We start from the raw sequence: 19,953 nt of genomic DNA on the forward strand, positions 1-19,953 counted from the left end.
TTCAAGGAGAACGACGATGAGTGCACCCTCCCTTCTGATCCGTGGCGGCACGGTGGTGAACGCCGACCGCGAGGAGCGCGCCGACGTGCTCTGCGTGGACGGCCGCATCGCGGCCGTGGGCGCCGACGTGGCCGGGCAGGCGCCTGCCGGCACCGAGACGCTCGACGCCTCGGGCCGCTACGTGCTGCCCGGCGGCATCGACCCGCACACCCACATGCAGCTGCCCTTCATGGGCACCGTGACCATGGACGACTTCTTCACCGGCACGGCCGCGGGGCTGGCCGGCGGGACCACGACCATCATCGACTTCGTGATCCCCGATCCGCAGGAGCCGCTGATGGATGCCTACCGCAAGTGGCGCGGCTGGGCCGGGAAATCCGCGGGCGACTATTCCTTCCACGTGGCGGTCACCTGGTGGAGCGAGCAGGTGCATGCCGACATGGGAACGCTCGTGCGCGAGGAAGGCGTGAACAGCTTCAAGCACTTCATGGCCTACAAGAACGCCATCATGTGCGACGACGAAACGCTGGTGAACAGCTTCAAGCGCGCGCTGGAGCTGGGCGCCATGCCCACCGTGCACGCCGAGAACGGCGAGCTGGTCTACCTGCTGCAGCAGGAGGTGGCCAAGATGGGCATCACCGGCCCCGAGGGCCACCCGCTCGCGCGCCCGCCCATGGTGGAGGCCGAGGCGGCCAACCGCGCCATCGCCATCGCCGACGTGCTGGGCGTGCCGATCTACGTGGTGCACGTGAGCTGCGCCGAGGCGGCCGAGGCCATCGCGCGCGCGCGGTCGCGTGGGCAGCGCGTCTTCGGCGAGGTGCTGGCGGGCCACCTGCTGGTGGACGACAGCGTCTACCGCTACCCGGACTTCGCCACCGCGGCGGCCCACGTGATGAGCCCGCCGTTCCGCTCGCGCGCGGGCGGCCACCAGGAGGCGCTGTGGCGCGGCCTGCAGTCGGGCCAGCTGCACACCACCGCCACCGACCACTGCACCTTCTGCGCCGCGCAGAAGGCCATGGGCCGCGACAACTTCGCCAAGATCCCCAACGGCACGGGTGGCGTGGAGGAGCGCATGGCCGCGATCTGGGACGGCGGCGTGAACACCGGCCGGCTCACGCCCAGCGAGTTCGTGGCGATCACCTCCGCCAATGCGGCGAAGCTGTTCAACATCTATCCGCGCAAGGGCTTCGTGGGCGCGGGCGCCGACGCCGATCTGGTGCTCTGGGACCCCGAGGGCACCAAGACCTTCTCGGCCAAGACGCAGCACAGCAAGGGCGACTTCAACATCTTCGAGGGGCGCACCGTGCGCGGCATCCCGAGCCACACCGTCAGCCAGGGCCGCGTCGTCTTCGCCGACGGCGATCTGCGCGCGGAGCCGGGCACGGGGCGCTACATCCCGCGGCCGGCGTTCGGCCCGCAGTTCCAGGCGGCGGGCAAGCGCACCCGGGACCTCGCGCCCACCGCCGTCCAACGCACCCACTGACGACCCACCGGAGCCTCCCATGGACACGAAAGCAACCCGTACCACCACCACCGACATCGCCGCGCTGCGCGTCAACGGCGAACGCCTCTGGGATTCGCTCATGGAGCTGGCGCGGATCGGCGCCACGCCCAAGGGCGGCGTGTGCCGCCTCACGCTCACCGACCTGGACCGGCAGGGCCGCGATCTCGTCACGGGCTGGGCGCGCGCGGCGGGCATGTCCGTCACCATCGACAAGATCGGCAACGTCTTCATGCGCCGCCCGGGCCGCGACGACCGCCTGCCGCCCGTCATGACCGGCAGCCACATCGACACGCAGCCCACGGGCGGCAAGTTCGACGGCAACTACGGCGTGCTGGCCGGCATCGAGGTGGTGCGCACGCTCAACGACCATGGGATCGAGACCGAGGCGCCCATCGAGGTGGCCTTCTGGACCAACGAGGAAGGCTCGCGCTTCGTGCCCGTGATGATGGGCTCGGGCGTGTTCGCCCGGGCCTTCACGCTGGAGCACGCCTACGCCGCCACCGACACCGAGGGCAAGACCGTGAAGGGCGAGCTGGAGCGCATCGGCTACGTGGGCGACCAGGAGCCGGGCGACCACCCCATCGGCGCCTATTTCGAGACGCACATCGAACAGGGCCCGGTGCTGGAGGACAACGACAAGACCATCGGCGTGGTGACCGGCGTGCTCGGCATCCGCTGGTACGACTGCACCGTGACCGGCATGGAGGCCCACGCCGGCCCCACGCCCATGGCCCTGCGCCGCGACGCCCTGCAGGTGGCCACGCGCCTGATGCAGGAGGTGGTGGCCTGCGCGCACCGCCACCCGCCCCACGGGCGCGGCACCGTGGGCATGGTGCAGGTGCACCCCAACAGCCGCAACGTGATCCCGGGGCAGGTGAAGTTCAGCATCGACCTGCGCAACGCCACCGATGCCGACTGCGAGCGCATGGACGCCGACATCCGCGCCGTGGCCGCGCGCCTGGCCGCCGAGACCGGGCTGGAGATCCGCATCGAGCCCGTTTCCGCCTACCCCGCGCAGCCCTTCCACGCCGAATGCGTGCAGGCGGTCGAGCGCGCCGCGGCGCAACTGGGCTACTCGCACATGCCCGTGGTGTCCGGCGCGGGGCACGACGCCGTCTACATGGCGCGGCTGGCTCCGGCGGGAATGGTCTTCATCCCCTGCAAGGACGGCATCAGCCACAACGAGATCGAGGATGCGCAGCCCGCGCACATCACCGCCGGCTGCAACGTGCTGCTGCACGCCATGCTGGAGCGGGCGGGCACCTGATTGCTATTGAATTAATAGCAAGCTATCGAATGGATCCGGCGGCATGGAGGCAAAAACGTGCCCATCCGGCCGGGTGCGTTCCGGAGAGCGGGGAGTTACAGCGCCCCCACCATGGTCGGGTTGCCGTCCACCGCCGCGCCCCCTAACGTCGGTCGCTTTGCCATGCGTTTCTGCGCCCGTATTCCCATGAACCTGTCTTCTTCTTCCTCGCCTGCACCGTCCCTCCTGCCACGCCGCTCCGCGGCCGTGGCCTGCGCCGCGCTGGCCGCGGTGCTGCTGTCGGGCTGCGAAACCACCAACATTCGCATGGGCAGCGCGGAATCGAAGACCGTGGCCACCGGCGCCGCCGCCGGCGAGGCCTCCGCCAACGCGAGCACCCAACTGGAGCGCTGCGCATCGCCGCTGGGCACGGTCTCGCTGGTCGAGAACCAGGATGCCGGCTGGTACACCATCCTGCGCAACGAATACCGCCTGCCGCCCACGGCGAACCTGCTGCGCCTGCTGGTGCAGCAGTCCAACTGCTTCGTGGTGGTGGAGCGCAGCGCCGCGGGCATGGGCGCCATGAACCGCGAGCGCGCGATCATGCAGTCGGGCGAGATGCGCGGCGGCAGCAACTTCGGCCAGGGCCAGATGGTGGCGTCGGACTATGCGATGTCGCCCGAGATCATCTTCTCCAACAGCGACGCAGGCGGCATCGGCGGTGCGCTGGGGGCGCTGGTCGGCGGCGGCAGCGGCCGCGCCATCGGCGCACTGGGCGGCGCGCTCAAGACCCGCGAGGCCAGCGCCATGCTGACGCTGGTGGACAACCGCTCGGGCGTGCAGGTGTCGGTGTCGGAAGGCAGCGCCTCCAAGAGCGACTTCGCGGGCTTCGGCAACCTGTTCGGCGGCTCGGCCGGCGGCTCCATCGGCGGCTACCAGAACACCTCCCAGGGCAAGGTCATCACGGCCGCGTTCATGGATGCCTACAACCAGATGGTGGTGGCGCTGCGCAACTACAAGGCGCAGAGCGTGCGCGGCCAGGGCCTGGGCGGCGGCGGCCGGCTGGGCGTGGACGGCGGCGCGGCCCCGTCGCAGACGAAGGCCGGCACGGCGATGTCGGTGCGCGAGGCGCAGTCGCGGCTCAATGCGCTGGGCTACGACGTGGGCGCGCCGGACGGCGGCATGGGCCCGAAGACGGCGAATGCGCTGCGCACCTACCAGAAGGACAAGGGCCTGCCCGTGACGGGCCGGCTCGATACCGCGACGGCGGATGCGCTGTCGCGCTGAGGCCCGGTGGGCCGGCATCGCCGCGGTGCGGTGCCGGATCGATCAGGGCCCGTCGGCGGCGGGTTGGAACGACTGCCACAGCGTGGTTCCGGTAAACCACGCCGGCAAGGCCGATGCGTGTACCGTCAGTTCGTTGCCCTCTTGGATCTCTGCGATCCACTGGTGTTCGGAGCCCGAGTTGTCGAACACGTAGGCACGGTTTGCCGCAGTGCATGCGTCATTCAACAAGGCAATGGACCGTTGATAGCGTTCAAGGATCTTGTTCTCGGGAACGTCGTGGCCGCCCTGTTCCACGCGCAGCCGCACCCGTGCGACGTTGATGGCAGGGTCGTCCGTGGCAACGAAGTAGAGATAGGTTCGGTAGCCGCTGGCTCGCGCCTCTTCCATGAAATCGATCTTGTCGGAAGAGGACATGACGGTTTCGAAGGTGAAGGTGCTGCCCTGCGCCAGCAATTGGCGCCTGACCGCATCGGCCAGCACTGCCGCGACATAGGAGTTTGCCCAACGGGTGGGCAGATGAAGCAGGTTTGCTTCCGCGACACGGAGCGTCTGTGCCGCGCCGTCCAGACTGTGTTGACGGAGCAGCCCGGATGCGGCCAAGTGGCCTCGCAGTTGCTGTTCCAGCATGACCGCATCGCCTGTCAGCCCGAAATCAGCCAGATCCAGCGTGCCGGTGGCCCGCAGGCTCTTTTCGATCTCGTCAGCATTCACGTAAGCGCCAATCCATTCTGGGCGCAACATCTCCTGGATCGTGCTCTTGCCGGACCCGTTGGGACCGGCGATGACCCGTAGCCGTGGTTGGTGGGGACTGCCAGCGGTGTTCACCACCGGTCGTGGCTGCGCAGCGCAGTAGAACCTGGTTTGCGGGTGAAGCGGGCGCCTTCTCGCACAGGCGTGCTGCTGGGCAACTGCTTCAGGACACGGACGCCGCCATCCGCACGTTGCTCCACCAACTGACCGTCGAGGGCCGTCAGGATGACGGCACCGGGTTGGCGGAGGGCTCGTTCATGGGCGCGCCGCCCGGCCTCGGCGGCCAGTTCCGGGATGCGGGCCTCGGCCGCCTGCATGGATGCTTCGCTGAGTGGGGGAGTGCGTTGCATGGTGCGCGTGTCGGGTGGGATGGAGGGAGCCATTGTGCACGCATCGCACGCTTGGGCCGTCCTTACCGCCCTTCGCCCACACCAGGGCATGCCGTTACCGGCGCTCGCGTCCGATCGCCGGTTCGCTGCCCACCGTTCCAGGTTCCCGTGTGATCCCGAGGAAGTGGTCCAGCATATGGAAGTGGTCCTCGAAGAACGCTTCCTCCAGCGCGGCCAGCGCCGTGATCGGCAGCCATTGCACCTGCGCCGCGTCGTCGTCCGCGCGCACGTCGGGGAAGGCGTCGCCGCCTAGGTCGAAGTAGTGGGCGTGGGTGATGGTGCGGCCGCGCTGGCTGCGGTCGGGGTGGTCGAACACCGCCACTTCGCGCAGCGCGGCGCGCATGCGGGCCTCGGGCAGTTCGCAGTGCGTTTCCTCGGACAGTTCGCGCAGGCACGATTGCCACACGGTCTCGCGCTGCTCGATGAAGCCGCCCGGCGCGGCGAGCTGGCCCTTGCCGGGCGCGTGCGCGCGGCGGATGACCAGCACGTGGTCCTGGCAGCGCAGCACGGCGTCCACGGTGACGAACACGGGCGGGTAGGGCGCCTGCGCCCAGGCCTCGCGGTAGCCGCGCAGCATGCGCCATTCCTCCTGCAGCGCCGCGTAGTGCGGCCCTGCCGAGAAGGCGCGCAGGAAGTCGAGCGTGCTGTCCGGCATCTGCCCGGCCAGCGGCCCCAGGGCCGTGAGCAGCGTGTCCGGCGTGGCGCCGAAGACCGCGTCGCGGATGGCGGTGGCGTCGATGCTGCCCTGGCGCTCCATGGGGATCAGCTGCCAGCCCGGGAAGGCGCGCAGGTAGCTGCTCGTGGCGTCCTTGAAGTGGCCCACGAGGCCGATGCGCGCATCGGGACGCGTGTGGCGCGACACCGCCTGCAGCACCGCGGCCACCCAGGCGAGTTCGTTGTAGTGGTCGCGCACGGGCAGCACGGTGAGGCGCGCGCGGTCGGCCTCGGGCAGGGCGTTGCGCAGCATGGCCTCGCGTTCCTGCCAGGTGAACGGGTTCTTGGGCGAGCGCGCCTGCCAGGCCGATCCCATGATGACGATGGCGCCGTGCGCGCTGTCCAGCGCGCGGCGCAGCAGGGCCAGGTGGCCGTTGTGGACGGGCTCGAAGCGCCCGATGAGGATGGCGGTGTCGTACATGGATGGCGGGTGCGAGGGTGGGCGGCGGTGCGCGCCGCCCGGAGGTGCGGCACGGTGCGCGCGGGACTGCGGGAAATGTAGCCTTCTTGCCGGCGGCGGGCCCCGCGGTGCGGCGGCCAGGGCCTGCCGCGGTGTGGGGGAAGGCATCGGAATGGCCGGATGCCGCCGTTTTCATTGAATAGTTTGCTATTTATTCAATAGCAATAGCGGTTCCTTTCAGACGTACTTCGCCGCGATCGGCATCTGCCGGCCATTGCCGAACGCCTTGGCGCGCACGCGCAGGATGGGCGGCGCCTGGCGGCGCTTGTATTCGTTGCGCGCGATCATCTGGCGCACGCGGTGCACCAGCGCGCGGCCGGCCTCGTCGTGCTGCAGTTGCACCGAGAACGCGCGCGCGGCCTCGTACTCGGCGTGCGAGAGGCCTTCGCCTTCGATGATGAGCTTGAGCACCTGGTCCAGCACGGGGTAGGGCGGCAGGCTGTCCACGTCGCGCTGGCCCGGGGCCAGCTCGGCCGAGGGCTCCTTGTCGATGATGGCCTGCGGGATCAGCTCGCGCCCGGCATGCGCGTTGACGTGGCGCGACAGCTCGAACACCTCCGTCTTGTAGAGGTCGCCCAGCAGGCCCAGGCCGCCGTTGGTGTCGCCGTAGAGCGTGCAGTAGCCCACCGAGATCTCCGACTTGTTGCCCGTGGTGAGCAGCAGGTGGCCGAAGGCGTTGGAATACTCCATCAGGATGGTGCCGCGGATGCGCGCCTGCAGGTTCTCGAGCGGCAGGCCCTGGAGCGGCTGGCCGAAGCTCTCGCCGAACTGCGCGGCATAGCCCGCCACGAGGTCCGCGATGGGGTGCGTGTGCAGCCGGATGCCGAGGTTCGCGCACAGCCGCACCGAATCGTCCACGGAGCCGCTCGACGAGAAGCGCGATGGCATCGTCACGGCCACCACGTTCTCCGGGCCCATGGCCTCGGCGGCGAGCGCCAGCGTGAGCGCGCTGTCGATGCCGCCCGAGCTGCCCACCACCACCTGCCGGAAGCCGCAGCGCCGCGCATAGTCGCGCAGCCCGAGCACGATCTGCTGGCGGTAGAAGTCCATCGTGGGCAGGCCCTCGGCAGGCACCGGCGGCAGCGCGCCGCCGTCCTCGGCGAGGAAGCGGCCGTCCTCGAGCCGCAGCGTGCGCACGTCCTCGGCGAAGCGCGGCGCCTCGAACACCACGCCGCCTTCGGGCTCCACGGCGAACGATGCGCCGTCGTAGACGATCTGGTCCTGCCCGCCCACCTGGTTCACGTAGACCACCGGCAGGCCGTGGCGCCGCGCGGCATCTCCGAAGACCTGGTGGCGCACCTCGCGCTTGCCGATGTGGCTGGGGCTCGCGTTGATGCTCACCACGAGGTCGGGCGCCGCGTCGGCCACGCGCTGGAAGGGGTTGGTGGCGTAGTCGGCCACGGTGTCGTTCCAGCCGTCCTCGCAGACCAGGAAGCCGATCTGCGCGTGGCCGATGCGCAGCACGCGCGCCACGTCGGGGCCGGGCTCGAAGTGGCGGCGCTCGTCGAAGATGTTGTAGGTGGGCAACAGCTGCTTGGCATAGGTGATCCGCACCTCGCCGCCCTGCAGCACCAGCAGGCTGTTGTGCAGGCGCTTGCCGGGGCCCTGGGCGCGCGTGGGCGTGCCCACCACCCAGTGCAGGCCCGGCGTGGCGCGCGAGGCTTCCTGCAGCGCGGCGATGCCGGCGTCCACGCGCTCCATGAAGCCGGGCTCCTCGAGCATGTCGCCGGGGTAGTAGCCGCACAGCGCGAGTTCGGTGAACACGACGAGGTCGGCCCGGGCCTGCGCGGCGCGCTGCGCGGCCTCTACCATGCGCTGTACGTTGCCTTCGATGTCGCCCACGGTGAAGTTGAGCTGGGCGAGGGTGATTCGGAGCATGTCGGTTCCTTGGCTGGGGAAGGGGTAGAAGACGGGAGAAAAGCGCCGGGCGGGCGCTCAGGCGCCGGGCGGCAGGCCGAACACCTGCCGCAGGTAGGCCAGGTAGGTTTCATCGTCGCACAGCGTCTTGCCCGGGCTGTCGGACAGCTTCGCCACCGGCTGGCCATTCGCACGCACGATCTTCATCACGATGTTGAGCGGCGTGGGGCCCATGTCGTTGCTGAGCTGCGTGCCGATGCCGAAGCCCAGCTGCACGCGGTCGCCGAAGTGGCGGTAGAGGGCCAGCGCACGGTCCACGTCCAGCCCGTCGGAGAACACGAGCCGCTTGCCGTGCGCGTCGATGCGCAGCCGCGCGTAGTGCGCCAGCGCCTTCTCGCCCCAGGCGACGGGGTCTCCCGAGTCGTGCCGCAGGCCGTCGAAGAGCTTGGCGAAGTAGAGGTCGAAATCCGCGAGGAAGGCGTCCATGCCCACGGTGTCGGTGAGGGCGATGCCGAGGTCGCCGCGGTACTCCTGCACCCAGTCCTCCAGCGCGGCCTTCTGGAAGTCGCGCAGCCGCACGCCGAGCGCCTGGTAGGTCTGCAGGTATTCGTGCGCCATGGTGCCGATGGGCACGAGCTGCAGGTCCATCGCGAGCCGCACGTCCGACGTGCCCTTGAACCACTGCGGCACCTCGGTGGCGAAGGCCTGCACCACCTCGCGGTGCCAGTCGCGCCCCCAGCGGCGGCGCACGCCGAAGTCGAACATCTGGAACGGGTGCGCGCGCGGCGCCTCGGCGGCGAGCGCCTGCACGCGGGCGATCTTCGCGGCCAGGCGTCGGCGGCCTTCGGCCAGGGCCTCGGGCGCGCTGCCCAGCCGGCGGAAATACAGCTCGTTCACGATGGCCAGCACGAAGATCTCGAAGCCCATCACGTGCACCTGCGGGCCGCGCGCCACGATCGACAGCAGCGGCCCCTCGGCCCGCGCCTCGATGAAGGCGCGCTGGAACTGGAAGATGCGCAGGAAATCGACGAAATCGCTCTTGATGTAGCGCAGCCCGGCGAGGTACTCCAGCTCGGCGGGCGTGAAGCGCAGCGCGCAGAGCGCGTCGAGTTCGGCGTTCACCTCGGGCAGCAGCTCGGCGAGCGGGAAGGCCGGCGTGTTGCGGCAGACGAAGCGGTACTCGGCCTGCGTCTGCGGGTGGCGGTGCAGCAGCGCCTGCCACATGGTGAACTTGTAGAGGTCGGTGTCCAGCAGGCTCCGGATGATCGGGGTCATCTGTTTTGCTCCTATAAAGATAGCAAACAATCCAATGGAATCGGCGGCATCAGGCCAAAAGCTCTGTGGACTGCGCGAGCTGCACGCCCTGCGATCGCATGGCGTCCAGGAAAGCGCCGTGCTGCGCCTCGAAGCCGCGCACCGGGCTCATGCAGTCGGTGAGCAGCACCACGCGCGACGGCGTCCAGCCCGGCTGCAGGCGCGGCAGGTGCTGCACGATGTGCTCGGTGGTGGCGCGCACGCAGTGGCTGCTGGCCTCGCCCGCGATCACCAGGCGCCCGGCCGTGGCCAGGCGCTGCAGCAGCGGCAGGTTGAGCGTGGTGCCCGGGTCCTGCGGATCGGGCACCTCGGCCTCGATGGCGCTGTAGTGCTCGGTCCAGGGGTTCATGCCCTTGAACACCGCATGCACGGCCTGCCCCTGCACGGCCTGCCACTGCGCGCAGGCGGCCAGCAGGTCGGCATGCACGCCATGGCCCCAGCTGCCGATCTCGCAGTGCACGGGCCAGACCATGAGCGTGTAGCGCCCCTGCGCCTCCAGCGCGTCCAGGTAGGCCAGCACGCGCGGCAGGGCGGTGGCGTCGCGCGGCGTGAAGTCGCCGGCGCGCACCTGCGCGGCGGTGATGGGCGTGAACGGCGCCACGTCCGCGCCGCCGCCCGCCCGCCAGAAGAGCGGGTGCGCCACGTCGTAGCGCTGGTGCGAATCGAGGGTGACGGTCACCGCGCCGAGCTGCGGCGCCACGCGGCGCACGAAGGCGGCCAGGCGCTGCAGGTCGCCGTGCGCGCCGGCCACGGGCAGCGAAGGCGCGAGGCGCTGGCCGGAAAGGGGATCGGCCGGGCACCACGCGGCCGGCAGATCGCAGAAATCGTTCTGTGGGTCGATGGCCAGCAGGTGGAGGGCGGCAGGTGGGTGGGTCATGGACGGCTCCGTTCAGGGCGATGGAAGAAAGGCGTTGAGGCGATTGTAGACAGTTAGTTTATTAATGCAACTAACTATCCCGCCCGTCGGCGCACCGCCTGCCTGGACGCCGTGCGCGGCAAAACGCCCATGCCCGGGCCGACAGTGCCACCGCGAGGTGGCCGCCGGCCCGGGCATGGGCGTGCGATGCAGTGCGGGCGCCGGGCGGCAGGTGCCGCCGCCGCGGGCCGTTACTTCATCACCCTCCGTGCCGCTCCCACCCCGAGGACCGCGAGCACCACGAAGACGATGGCGACCACGAGGAACAGGAAGAACAGGATCTTGGCGATGCCGGCGGCGCCCGCGGCAACGCCGGTGAAGCCGAGCGCGCCGGCGATGAGGGAAACGATGGCGAAGATGATGGCGTACTTCAGCATGGCGGAGGCTCCGGTGGTGTGGTGGGCAATGGCTGCATCTTCCCGGCGCCGCCGCGCCGCGGCCGTCAGCAGGCCATGGCTCCGCCTGTAGGAAAAGGTGGGCCGGGATGCCCTGCGCCGCGCCGCGCCTTCATGGCCTCGTCGGCCGCCGGCCAGCGCTCAGGGCGCGGCCCGCCGCGGGGCGCGGTCGGCCCTCTGCGCCCGCTCCAGCACGTTCAACACAGCGTAGTCCCTCGCTTCCCTGGCGATCCCCAGCGAACGCTTCAGGCCGGTGCGCGCACCCGCATCCAGCAGCAACTGCACCGCGTCGGCATGCCCCGACATGGCGGCCAGCATCAGTGCCGACTCGTCGTATTCGGAACTCCAGTCGAGTTCTTCGACGTCCTCCCGGGCCAGCAGAACCCTCAGGACGTCGGTATGGCCTTCGCGGGCCGCGTACATGAGAGGCGTCACCTCCCGGTCGTTGCCGGCATCCGGCTTCGCTCCCGCGGCCAGCAGCAGCCGAACGGCCTCCGCATGGCCGCGCTTCGCCGCGATACCGAGCGCGGAGTTTTCCGTCTTGGTGAGCGCATTCACCTTCGCGCCGGACTGCAGCAGCAGCGCCATCATCTCCGTGTTCCCCGTCTTTGCCGATTGCATGAGGGGCGTGGTTCCATCGGGCTGCTCCCGCAGCACGTCGGCCTGGGCCGCGATCAGGACTTTCGCCATCCGGACATCCTGCCGGGCGATCGCCTGCATGAGGGGGCACCGCTCCGAAGCATCCGTGCGCGACAGGTCGCTGATCGGGGCGAGGAAGGCCGCCATCTCGTACTGCGCATGCCGGACCGCGTCCATGAGCGGCGTGGTGCGATCGATCATGTGTGCATCGGGGTTGGCGCGGTCGGTCCTCGGGCGCAGGCTGCCCAGATAACCCTGGCGTGCGGGCATCAGCAGTCGGGCAATGCCCACGCGGCCCCTGCGGGCGGCCTCATGCAATGCGGTGGTTCCGTCGTGACTTGCCACTGCGACGTTCGCGCCGGCGGACCGCAGCATTTTCACGATGGCCTCCTGCCCGTTGGCCGCCGCGACCATCAGGGGCGTCCGGCCGGTGTTCGATGCCGTGTCCAGCGCGCCGCGGTCTTTGCGGTTCTGGGTGAGCGTCTGTACCAGGATGCCTACCGATGCCACGTCGCCTGCCTGCGCCGCCAGGTACAGGACCGTTTCGCCCTGGCGATTGCGGGTGCCGAAGGCCGCTCCGGCCCCCAGGAGATGGCTGACCGTCTGGGTGCGTCCATGGCGCGCCGCCTGCAGCAGCGGGGTATCGCCCCGCGCGTTGGTGGACTGCAGCAGGGCCGGCGTCGCCAGCAACGACACCACGGCATTGGCCCCTGCGGCGGCGGCGTGGTGCAGCAGGGTGTTGCCGTTCGCATCCTTCCACGAAGCGGGCATGGGCAGGCTCGCCAGCCAGTTGGCGGTGGCCACGTCGCCAGCCGCCAGGCTCTGTGCTACGGCCGCGGGGCGGTCTTCCTCCGCGAGCTTCTCGACCTCTTCCACGGCCCTGCCCACCAGGGCCGATTCGATGGATGGCGACGAAGCGCGGTAGCGCTGCAGCGCGGGATGCATGAGCGCCGCCTGCCACGGGGTTCCGCTGACGGATGCCGCCGAGCGGATGAGGGGCCAGACCCTCGCAGGGTCGAGGCCGCGCAGTTCCTCGGGGTCTTTCGTGGCGGCGAGGGCGTGCATCAGCAGTTCGGACGACCACTCGGCCGCCGGGGGAAGATCGGACACCCGCACGCTGCGATAACCGACATCGCCGGCACGGGTCGTTTCCTTCACGTAGAAGTCGCCTGTGCCGATCCGCTTGATCCTGCGCATGCCGTCCTGCGTCTTCGAAGTGTCGATGACGGCGAACTTTTCCTTCTCGATCAGCCCCTGCGTCTTCATGTTCTTCGCGATGGTGCGCATGAGCAGCGCAGGGTCCGCGATGACCGAATAGGGCGCCTCTTCGCTGCCGGTGGGCTCGTGCCCGGAGATGACGACAGCGGCCGGGATCGGGCCGAAGCGGCTCTGCAGGCCGGTCTCGAGGTGGTCGCGGTATTCGGCATGCAGCCGATAGGCCGTCTCCTCCGTCAGCGCGCAGCCCAGGTGCGGCCGGAAGTGCTCCTGCAGTTCTGCCAGGCACTCTTCGGCCAGGTTGCGCACCAGAGCCTCGGGCGCCACGCGCGCCTCGGCGAAAGCCAGCGCGTCGGCCGCATGGGCGTTGACGGTTGGCCTGTCGACGAACTGGTCATCGCGCCCGGCGACTTGGAACTTCTTCGCCAGCAGATTGCGGTAGCCGTTCACATAGTGGATCTCGTTGATCTCGTAATGCTCGCTGTCGCCGTGCCGAGCCTGGCTGAAGTCCCGCAAGGCCTGGTCCAGCATGCCTTCCCAGGTCTTCTGGGCGTGAGTGTGCAGGCCCTTGTTCAGGCTCAGTTCCTGAACGGCCATGACCAGGTTGGCGAGGCTGCCCTCGGAGCAGACCTGCAGCCCCTCCGCCAGGTTCTCGAGGATGTCGATGCGGGTCGACAACGGGGTCGCTTCGTCGGTGATGGCCACGCACAGGGTGTCCAGCGACGCCTTGCCCTCGCCATAGAGACGCGTCACATGGCCGGAGAAAAAACCGTCGGCACCCTCACGCACGCGTTGGTGGAACGTGTCCAGGGCGTGGGCGGCCTGCTGTGCCCTGGCAGGGGACGGATGATTGTCGCGGAGGAAACGCTGGAGCGTCTCGATACCGGTCCGGTACTGCTGGATGAGCTGCTTGCCCCGCGCCGATTTCTCGAAGGCGCGCACGGAAGGCCCGTCGCGTCGGCGTTCGTAGCGTACGGCGGTCTGTTCTGAGTAGGGCTGCGCAGGCGCATCGGTGCGCGCTTGCGGACGAAAAAGGGGGGTGATCCGCATGGAAGCTCCTGGTGCCCCGACGGTAGAGGCACCGGATGCCGGGGTCGTGCGCGGATCCGAAGTGAGTGCCTGAATGGCGATGGGCGCTCAACGGGCGAACGGCGACAGGCGGGCGGTGCGCCGCAGGCATTTCCCTGGAGCGCTGAATCTTTCACCAGAATCGCCGCGCAGGCCGTGCCGGCGGCATGCATGGAAAAAGCCGCCCTTTATCGGGGGTAGGCGGCTTTGGGTTAAGTGAATCAGCGAGGAAATCGGCCTACAGCCCGGCCGCTGCGCGCAGCGCGGTGGCCTTGTGGTCTGCGTTCACATCGCTGCGCGATATGAACTCCGCCCCAAAGCCCAAGGCTTGGCCTATGGCCAAGCGCCGGGCCTCACAGCCCGGCCGCTGCGCGCAGCGCTTGGGCTTTGTCCGTCTTTTCCCAGGTGAACTCGGGTTCTTCGCGGCCGAAGTGGCCGTAGGCGGCGGTCTTTTCGTAGACGGGGCGCAGCAGGTCGAGCATCTGGATGATGCCCTTGGGGCGCAGGTCGAAGTGCTCCTGCACCAGCGCGGCGATACGGTCGTCGGGGATCACGCCCGTGCCCTCGGTGTAGACCGTGACGTTGATCGGGCGGGCCACGCCGATGGCGTAGCTCACCTGGATCTGGCACTGGCGCGCAAGGCCCGCGGCCACGATGTTCTTGGCCACGTAGCGCGCGGCGTAGGCGGCCGAACGGTCGACCTTCGTCGGGTCCTTGCCGCTGAAGGCGCCGCCGCCGTGCGGGCAGGCGCCGCCGTAGGTGTCCACGATGATCTTGCGGCCCGTGAGGCCGCAGTCGCCCTGCGGGCCGCCGATGACGAAGCGGCCCGTGGGGTTGATGAGGTACTTCGTGTCCTGCAGCCATTCCTTGGGCAGCACGGGCTTGATGATCTCCTCGATCACCGCCTCGATGAAGCTCGCCTTCATCTTCGTGGGCGTCTCGGACTGGTCGGGGTGGTGCTGGGTGGAGAGCACCACGGTGTCGATGCTGTGGGGCTTGCCGTCCACATAGCGCATCGTCACCTGGCTCTTGGCGTCGGGGCGCAGGAAGGGCAGGCGGCCGTCCTTGCGCAGCTGGGCCTGGCGCTCCACGAGGCGGTGGGCGTAGTAGATGGGCGCGGGCATCAGCTCGGGCGTCTCGTCGCAGGCGTAGCCGAACATCAGGCCCTGGTCGCCGGCCCCGGTGTTGAGGTGGTCGTCGCTCGCATGGTCCACGCCCTGGGCGATGTCGTTGGATTGCTTGTCGTAGGCCACGAGGACCGCGCAGCCCTTGTAATCGATGCCGTAGTCGGTGTTGTCGTAGCCGATGCGCTTGATGGTGTCGCGCGCCACCTGGATGTAGTCGACGTGCGCGTTGGTGGTGATCTCGCCGGCCAGGACGACCAGGCCGGTGTTGGTCAGCGTCTCGGCGGCCACGCGGCTGCGGGGGTCTTCGCGGAAGATCGCGTCGAGGATGGCGTCGGAGATCTGGTCCGCCACCTTGTCGGGGTGGCCCTCGGACACCGATTCCGACGTGAAGAGAAAGTCGTTCGCCATTTGAATAAACTCCTGTGCTTTTTTGGCATTTTGGGCGTTGCCCTCAGCCCTGGGAGCCTTGGCGAACGCTTTAGCAGAGTTGTTTAACGTCGCCCTGCAAGTTGCTCTGTTAACTCAGCGACCGCGCCATTCTACTGATACGGACCTGTCTCCGATGCCCGCCCTGTTCCAGTTCTTCGCCCGCCTGCCGCTGCCCGTGCTCCATGCGCTGGGTGCGCTGCTGGGCTGGATCGCGTACCTCGCCTCGCCCACCTACCGGCGCCGCTTCCGGGCCAATGCCGCGCAGGCGGGCTACCCGTTCGCACGCGTGCGCGCCGCCGTGGGGCATGCGGGGCGCATGGTGACCGAGCTGCCGCGCCTGTGGCTGCGCGCCGATGCGCCGCCCTACCGCATCGAGGGGGGCGAGTGCGTCGAGGCGGCCTGGGCGGCCGGCCGCGGCATCGTCTTCCTCACGCCGCACATGGGCTGCTTCGAGCTGTCGGTGCAGGCGGCCGCGCTGCGCTGGAGCCCCGCGCACGGGCCCATCACCATCCTGTACCGTCCCGCGCGCCAGCCCTGGCTGGCCGAGATGATGCGCACCGCGCGCGACCGGCCCGGCATCCGCGCCGTGCCCACCGCGCTCATGGGCGTGCGGCAGATGATCAAGGCGCTGCGCCGCGGCGAGGCCGTGGGCCTGCTGCCCGACCAGGTGCCGCCCGAGGGGCAGGGCCTGTGGGCGCCGTTCTTCGGCCAGCCGGCCTACACCATGACGCTGGCCGCGCGCCTCGTGCAGCAGACGGGCGCCACCCCGATCCTCGTGCGTTGCGAACGCCTGCCGCGCGGCCGCGGCTATGTCGTGCATTTCGGGCCGCTGCCCGAGCCGCTCTCCGATTCCCTCGAAACCGCCACCGTGCAGATCAACCAATCCATGGAACGCACCATCCGCCAGTCGCCCGACCAATACCTCTGGGGCTACGGCCGTTACAAGCAGCCTCGCGCCGAGCCGCATGCCGCCCAGCCGCCCGCCGCGCCCGGAGACCACGCATGACGGCGGGGCGCTTCAACGTCGCGCTGATGCGCGTGCTCGCGCGACTGCCGCTGCCGGTGCTGCGCGGCCTGGGCTGGCTGCTGGGGCAGGTGCTCTACGTGCTGGCCCGGCCGCGCCGCAAGGTCGCGCTGCGCAACTTGGAGCTGTGCTTTCCCGAGGCCGGCGCCGCGCAGCGCCGGGCGTGGGCGCGCGAGACCTTCGTGCGGTTCTGCCAGTCGTGGCTGGACCGCAGCTGGCTCTGGATGGCGCCGCAGTCGGTGGTGGAGCAGCGCCTGGAGATCCACGGCGCGCTGGATGAACTGGAGGGCGACACGCCCACCATCATCTTCGCGCCGCACTTCCTCGGCATGGACGCCGCCGGCACGGCGCTCACGCTGCAGACGGGCCGTGCGTTCACGTCGATCTTCACGCCGCACCCCGACCCGGACATCGACGCCTGGCTCTTCGCCGGGCGCCAGCGCTTCGGCAACGTGCGCATGCTCAACCGCGGCGACGGCGTCAAGCCGATCCTGAGCGGGCTGCGCAAGGGCGGGCTGCTCTACCTGCTGCCCGACATGGATTTCGGGCCCAATGACTCGCTGTTCGTGCCGTTCTACGGCATGCAGGCGGCCACCATCACCTCGCTCTCGCGCTTCGCGCGCCTGGGCCGGGCCAAGGTGGTGCCGCTGGTGGGCCGCATCACGCCGCGCGGCTACAGCGCCGAGATGATGCCGGCCTGGGACCACTTCCCCACCGACGACCTCGAAGCCGACACCGCGCGCATGAACCGCGAGCTGCAGCAGTGGATCGACACCATGCCCGGGCAGTACTACTGGGTGCACAAGCGCTTCAAGACGCGCCCGGGCGGCGAGCCGTCGGTCTACCGGTAGCCCTCCGCGGCCGCCGGCCCGCCGCGCAGTGCAGGACGGCTCAGGAGTAAAAGTGGCTCCATGCCGCCGTATCCATTGAATAGTTTGCTATCTATTTAATAGTGGTTGGCTGCTGCAGGAAATCGCCGATCTCGCGCGCCACGAGCGCGGGCTGCTCGTGCACGATCCAGTGCGACGCGCCGGGCACCTGGCGCAGCCGCAGGTCGGGCACCCAGCGGTCCAGCCCGTCCAGCAGGCCGGGCCGCAGGGCCGGGTCGTCCAGCCCCCAGACCACGAGCGTGGGCCGCGCGATGGCCAGCATGGCATCGGGCAGCGCCACGGCCTCGGCATGGGCGCCGCCCTCGCGCGGCGGTCGCAGCGGGCTGGCCCGGTAGTAGTTGCAGGCGCCCGTCAGGCCTTCGTCCCAGGTGGCGCGGTAGCGGCCCCGCAGCTCGGGCGTGAGCCAGTCGGGTGCCGTGCCGTCCGGGCGGCCGAAGAAGCCGAACAGCCGGCGGTAGCCGTCGGCGGCGAGCATCGCCTCGGCATCGGGCCGGCAGAGGAAGTGCATGTATTCGCTCGCCTGCTGCTGCTCGGGGCTGCGCTGCAGCTCCCGCAGGAAGGTGCCGGGGTGGGGCGAGTTCACGATCACCAGGCGCTCCAGCAGTTCGGGCCGCTGGTTGGCGAAGTTCCAGGCCACGGCGCCGCCCCAGTCGTGCGCGACGAGGGCCGCCAGGCGGCCGCCCCCGGACGCGGTACCGCATTCGGCCTCGACCAGCGCCACCAGGTCCTGCACGAGGTGCTTCGCACGGTACGACTCGGCGGCCTGGGGGCTGCTGGAGGGCGCGAAGCCGCGCAGGAAGGGCGCCACGCAGCGGTAGCCGCCGTTCTCGGGGCGCGAGAAATGCTCCAGCATGCCGTCCCAGATGAAGGCGCCTTCCGGAAAGCCGTGCAGGAAGACCAGCACCGGGCGGCCGCGCTCGCCGCGCGCGTGGCAGTACAGGGTGATGCCGTGGGGCAGGGCGTGGAGGATGGTTTCGGTCATGCGGCGGTGCGGTGGGGCGACCACCCGCGCGTGCCCTCCACGCGGGTCGTCAGGGGTTGTCGGGGGACTCGCCAGGGGCGTCGTCGTCTTCGGTGCCTGGCGCGGACGGTGCGGCCCCGGCCTCCGGCGCGGCGCCGTCCGGGCCGGGCCGGGCCGCCGGGTGCGACCACTGCCAGAGCAGCTGGGCGACCTCGTCCACGCCCTGCTTCTTCAGGGCCGAGAACATCTTCACCTCGCCGCCGCCCGCCTGCAGTCGCGTGATGGACAGCACCTTGGCCTGCTCGGCGCGCGTGAGCTTGTCGGCCTTGGTGAGCAGCACGAGGAATTTGAGGCCCGCCTCGACGCGCGGGCGCACGGCCTCCAGCAGCGCTTCGTCCAGCTCGGTGAGGCCCAGGCGCGGATCGCACAGCAGCACGATGCCCGTGAGGCCCCGGCGCTGCACGAGGTAGTTCAGCATCACCTGCTGCCAGCGCTGCTTGTCCGAGCGCGAGACGGCCGCGTAGCCGTAGCCGGGCAGGTCGGCCAGCACGGCGTCGGTCGTGCCGTGCCGGCCCAACGCGAACAGGTTGATGTGCTGCGTGCGCCCCGGCTTCTTGGAGGCGAAGGCGAGCTGCTTTTGCTGCGTGAGCGTGTTGATGCAGGTGGATTTGCCCGCGTTGGAGCGACCCACGAAGGCGATCTCCGGCACGTCGATGGCCGGCAGGTGGTGCAGTTGCGCGGCGGTGGTCAGGAAACGGGCCGTGTGCATCCACCCCACGGCGACCTTGGCGTCGGGTGCGGGCGGGAGAGAGCCAGCAACTGGCGCATGTGATGTAGTCGTCATAAATGGGGGTTAGCAGGGAGACGCCCGCGAAGGGGCGCATTGTAAGATTGACGGGCTTTGCGGCACCCTTCTACAACACAGAACCCCCCGATATGAAGAAACTGCTTGCTCCCATGCTGATGGCTGCCGCGCTGGCGGCGGCGGTGTTACCGGCCTCGGCCCAGGCGCCCGCGGCGGCGCAGAAGGCGGGCAAGCCGGATCTGGTGAAGGGCGAGGCCAGCTTCACCGCCGTGTGCGCCGCCTGCCACGCGGCCGACGGCAATTCGGCCATCGTCGCCAACCCCAAGCTGGCGCAGCAGCATCCCGAATACCTCGTCAAGCAGCTGCAGGAGTTCAAGTCCGGCAAGCGCAACGATCCCGTCATGAAGGGCATCGCCTCCACCCTCTCCGAGGACGACATGCGCAACATCGCGTACTGGGTGGCGGCCAAGCAGGCCAAGCCCGGCTTCGCCAAGGACAAGGACCTCGTCGCGCTGGGCGAGCGCATCTACCGCGGCGGCATCGCCGACCGCAACATCGCCGCCTGCGCGGGCTGCCACAGCCCCAACGGCGCCGGCATTCCGGCCCAGTACCCGCGCCTGTCGGGCCAGCACGCCGACTACACCGCCAAGCAGCTCTCCGAGTTCCGCGAAGGCAAGCGCGCCAACAGCGTGCAGATGACCCAGGTGGCGGCCAAGCTGAACGACCGCGAGATCCGCGCCGTCGCCGACTACATCGCCGGCCTGCGCTGAACCCTTCGTCCCTGCGGGAATCCCCGAGGGGCCGGCGCTTGACTTGCGTCAAAATCCCCCCGGTCGGCCCTGCCGCCTTCCGGAACCAGCCGCCGATAATCACACCCAAGACGGGCGGGCACATCTGAACGGATGGCCCGCCTTTTTTCGTTCAGGCCGCATCGCCCCGTTCCGGCGCCGCCTGGCGCCTTTT

17 protein-coding genes are annotated in these 19,953 nt (G+C 69.7%); 6 read left to right on the plus strand and 11 right to left on the minus strand.

Features of this window, described 5'->3' with window-relative positions:
• Positions 1 to 16 precede the first annotated feature (16 nt).
• The 3 genes from hydA to BM144_RS00225 all read left to right on the plus strand — a co-directional run bounded on the left by hydA (position 17) and on the right by BM144_RS00225 (position 4,037).
• Positions 17 to 1,483 (plus strand): dihydropyrimidinase, encoded by a 1,467-nt coding sequence (gene hydA / locus BM144_RS00215; protein WP_092948642.1) that lies wholly within the window; start codon positions 17 to 19, stop codon positions 1,481 to 1,483.
• Positions 1,484 to 1,502: 19 nt separating this feature from the next.
• Positions 1,503 to 2,771 carry a Zn-dependent hydrolase gene (locus BM144_RS00220; RefSeq protein WP_092948644.1) on the plus strand — a complete coding sequence of 423 codons (1,269 nt, stop codon included), beginning with the start codon at positions 1,503 to 1,505 and terminating at the stop codon, positions 2,769 to 2,771.
• 186 nt (positions 2,772 to 2,957) lie between these two features.
• A complete protein-coding gene (locus BM144_RS00225) occupies positions 2,958 to 4,037 on the plus strand; it encodes a peptidoglycan-binding domain-containing protein (RefSeq protein ID WP_245783464.1) in 1,080 nt (359 codons plus the stop codon).
• Between the two features lie 42 nt (positions 4,038 to 4,079).
• Here BM144_RS00225 and BM144_RS00230 read toward each other — a convergent pair whose 3' ends face one another.
• The 9 genes from BM144_RS00230 to metK all read right to left on the minus strand — a co-directional run bounded on the left by BM144_RS00230 (position 4,080) and on the right by metK (position 15,289).
• The gene (locus tag BM144_RS00230) at positions 4,080 to 4,748 is read right to left on the minus strand and encodes an ATPase (protein WP_245783465.1); all 669 of its coding nucleotides are present in this window, start codon (positions 4,746 to 4,748) and stop codon (positions 4,080 to 4,082) included.
• Positions 4,749 to 4,858: 110 nt separating this feature from the next.
• On the minus strand, positions 4,859 to 5,137 hold the full coding sequence (locus BM144_RS00235) for a hypothetical protein (RefSeq protein ID WP_139225600.1): 279 nt from the start codon (positions 5,135 to 5,137) through the stop codon (positions 4,859 to 4,861).
• Between the two features lie 94 nt (positions 5,138 to 5,231).
• Positions 5,232 to 6,311: a bifunctional nicotinamide-nucleotide adenylyltransferase/Nudix hydroxylase gene (locus BM144_RS00240; protein ID WP_092948648.1), complete on the minus strand. Its 1,080-nt coding sequence runs from the start codon at positions 6,309 to 6,311 to the stop codon at positions 5,232 to 5,234.
• Between the two features lie 216 nt (positions 6,312 to 6,527).
• The gene (locus tag BM144_RS00245) at positions 6,528 to 8,228 is read right to left on the minus strand and encodes an NAD+ synthase (protein ID WP_092948650.1); all 1,701 of its coding nucleotides are present in this window, start codon (positions 8,226 to 8,228) and stop codon (positions 6,528 to 6,530) included.
• Between the two features lie 57 nt (positions 8,229 to 8,285).
• Complete coding sequence (gene pncB, locus BM144_RS00250; RefSeq protein WP_092948652.1) at positions 8,286 to 9,482, minus strand: nicotinate phosphoribosyltransferase; 1,197 nt, start codon at positions 9,480 to 9,482, stop codon at positions 8,286 to 8,288.
• A gap of 49 nt (positions 9,483 to 9,531) precedes the next feature.
• Positions 9,532 to 10,398 (minus strand): cysteine hydrolase family protein, encoded by an 867-nt coding sequence (locus BM144_RS00255; protein WP_092948654.1) that lies wholly within the window; start codon positions 10,396 to 10,398, stop codon positions 9,532 to 9,534.
• Positions 10,399 to 10,628: 230 nt separating this feature from the next.
• The gene (locus BM144_RS00260; RefSeq protein WP_092948656.1) at positions 10,629 to 10,814 is read right to left on the minus strand and encodes a DUF1328 domain-containing protein; all 186 of its coding nucleotides are present in this window, start codon (positions 10,812 to 10,814) and stop codon (positions 10,629 to 10,631) included.
• A gap of 159 nt (positions 10,815 to 10,973) precedes the next feature.
• Positions 10,974 to 13,736: an ankyrin repeat domain-containing protein gene (locus BM144_RS00265; protein WP_092948658.1), complete on the minus strand. Its 2,763-nt coding sequence runs from the start codon at positions 13,734 to 13,736 to the stop codon at positions 10,974 to 10,976.
• A gap of 371 nt (positions 13,737 to 14,107) precedes the next feature.
• Positions 14,108 to 15,289, minus strand: coding sequence for a methionine adenosyltransferase (gene metK / locus BM144_RS00270; RefSeq protein ID WP_092948660.1), 1,182 nt, complete (start codon positions 15,287 to 15,289; stop codon positions 14,108 to 14,110).
• Positions 15,290 to 15,443: 154 nt separating this feature from the next.
• On the opposite strand from metK, the gene BM144_RS00275 reads away from it, so the two are divergent.
• The gene (locus BM144_RS00275; RefSeq protein WP_092948662.1) at positions 15,444 to 16,316 is read left to right on the plus strand and encodes a lysophospholipid acyltransferase family protein; all 873 of its coding nucleotides are present in this window, start codon (positions 15,444 to 15,446) and stop codon (positions 16,314 to 16,316) included.
• A complete protein-coding gene (locus BM144_RS00280) occupies positions 16,313 to 17,185 on the plus strand; it encodes a lysophospholipid acyltransferase family protein (protein ID WP_092948664.1) in 873 nt (290 codons plus the stop codon). The genes BM144_RS00275 and BM144_RS00280 overlap by 4 nt, the downstream gene beginning before the upstream one ends.
• A 91-nt stretch (positions 17,186 to 17,276) precedes the next feature.
• Here BM144_RS00280 and BM144_RS00285 read toward each other — a convergent pair whose 3' ends face one another.
• On the minus strand, positions 17,277 to 18,206 hold the full coding sequence (locus tag BM144_RS00285; protein ID WP_092948666.1) for an alpha/beta fold hydrolase: 930 nt from the start codon (positions 18,204 to 18,206) through the stop codon (positions 17,277 to 17,279).
• A gap of 49 nt (positions 18,207 to 18,255) precedes the next feature.
• Positions 18,256 to 19,029 carry a ribosome biogenesis GTP-binding protein YihA/YsxC gene (yihA, locus tag BM144_RS00290; RefSeq protein WP_092948668.1) on the minus strand — a complete coding sequence of 258 codons (774 nt, stop codon included), beginning with the start codon at positions 19,027 to 19,029 and terminating at the stop codon, positions 18,256 to 18,258.
• A gap of 92 nt (positions 19,030 to 19,121) precedes the next feature.
• Here yihA and BM144_RS00295 point away from each other — a divergent pair, with 92 nt between their 5' ends.
• The gene (locus BM144_RS00295; RefSeq protein WP_092948670.1) at positions 19,122 to 19,760 is read left to right on the plus strand and encodes a c-type cytochrome; all 639 of its coding nucleotides are present in this window, start codon (positions 19,122 to 19,124) and stop codon (positions 19,758 to 19,760) included.
• Positions 19,761 to 19,953 lie beyond the last annotated feature (193 nt).

This window comes from Paracidovorax konjaci (assembly GCF_900112675.1).
GTDB classification, from domain to species: Bacteria; Pseudomonadota; Gammaproteobacteria; order Burkholderiales; family Burkholderiaceae_C; genus Paracidovorax; species Paracidovorax konjaci.

Excerpts from the sequence above, each read along its gene's own strand:
- hydA (WP_092948642.1), top strand. The coding sequence starts at position 17 with ATGAGTGCACCCTCCCTTCTGATCCGTGGCGGCACGGTGGTGAACGCC.
- BM144_RS00220 (WP_092948644.1), top strand. The coding sequence starts at position 1,503 with ATGGACACGAAAGCAACCCGTACCACCACCACCGACATCGCCGCGCTG.
- BM144_RS00225 (WP_245783464.1), top strand. The coding sequence starts at position 2,958 with ATGAACCTGTCTTCTTCTTCCTCGCCTGCACCGTCCCTCCTGCCACGC.
- BM144_RS00235 (WP_139225600.1), bottom strand. The coding sequence starts at position 5,137 with ATGCAACGCACTCCCCCACTCAGCGAAGCATCCATGCAGGCGGCCGAG.
- BM144_RS00240 (WP_092948648.1), bottom strand. The coding sequence starts at position 6,311 with ATGTACGACACCGCCATCCTCATCGGGCGCTTCGAGCCCGTCCACAAC.
- BM144_RS00245 (WP_092948650.1), bottom strand. The coding sequence starts at position 8,228 with ATGCTCCGAATCACCCTCGCCCAGCTCAACTTCACCGTGGGCGACATC.
- pncB (WP_092948652.1), bottom strand. The coding sequence starts at position 9,482 with ATGACCCCGATCATCCGGAGCCTGCTGGACACCGACCTCTACAAGTTC.
- BM144_RS00255 (WP_092948654.1), bottom strand. The coding sequence starts at position 10,398 with ATGACCCACCCACCTGCCGCCCTCCACCTGCTGGCCATCGACCCACAG.
- BM144_RS00260 (WP_092948656.1), bottom strand. The coding sequence starts at position 10,814 with ATGCTGAAGTACGCCATCATCTTCGCCATCGTTTCCCTCATCGCCGGC.
- BM144_RS00265 (WP_092948658.1), bottom strand. The coding sequence starts at position 13,736 with ATGCGGATCACCCCCCTTTTTCGTCCGCAAGCGCGCACCGATGCGCCT.
- metK (WP_092948660.1), bottom strand. The coding sequence starts at position 15,289 with ATGGCGAACGACTTTCTCTTCACGTCGGAATCGGTGTCCGAGGGCCAC.
- BM144_RS00275 (WP_092948662.1), top strand. The coding sequence starts at position 15,444 with ATGCCCGCCCTGTTCCAGTTCTTCGCCCGCCTGCCGCTGCCCGTGCTC.
- BM144_RS00280 (WP_092948664.1), top strand. The coding sequence starts at position 16,313 with ATGACGGCGGGGCGCTTCAACGTCGCGCTGATGCGCGTGCTCGCGCGA.
- BM144_RS00285 (WP_092948666.1), bottom strand. The coding sequence starts at position 18,206 with ATGACCGAAACCATCCTCCACGCCCTGCCCCACGGCATCACCCTGTAC.
- yihA (WP_092948668.1), bottom strand. The coding sequence starts at position 19,029 with ATGACGACTACATCACATGCGCCAGTTGCTGGCTCTCTCCCGCCCGCA.
- BM144_RS00295 (WP_092948670.1), top strand. The coding sequence starts at position 19,122 with ATGAAGAAACTGCTTGCTCCCATGCTGATGGCTGCCGCGCTGGCGGCG.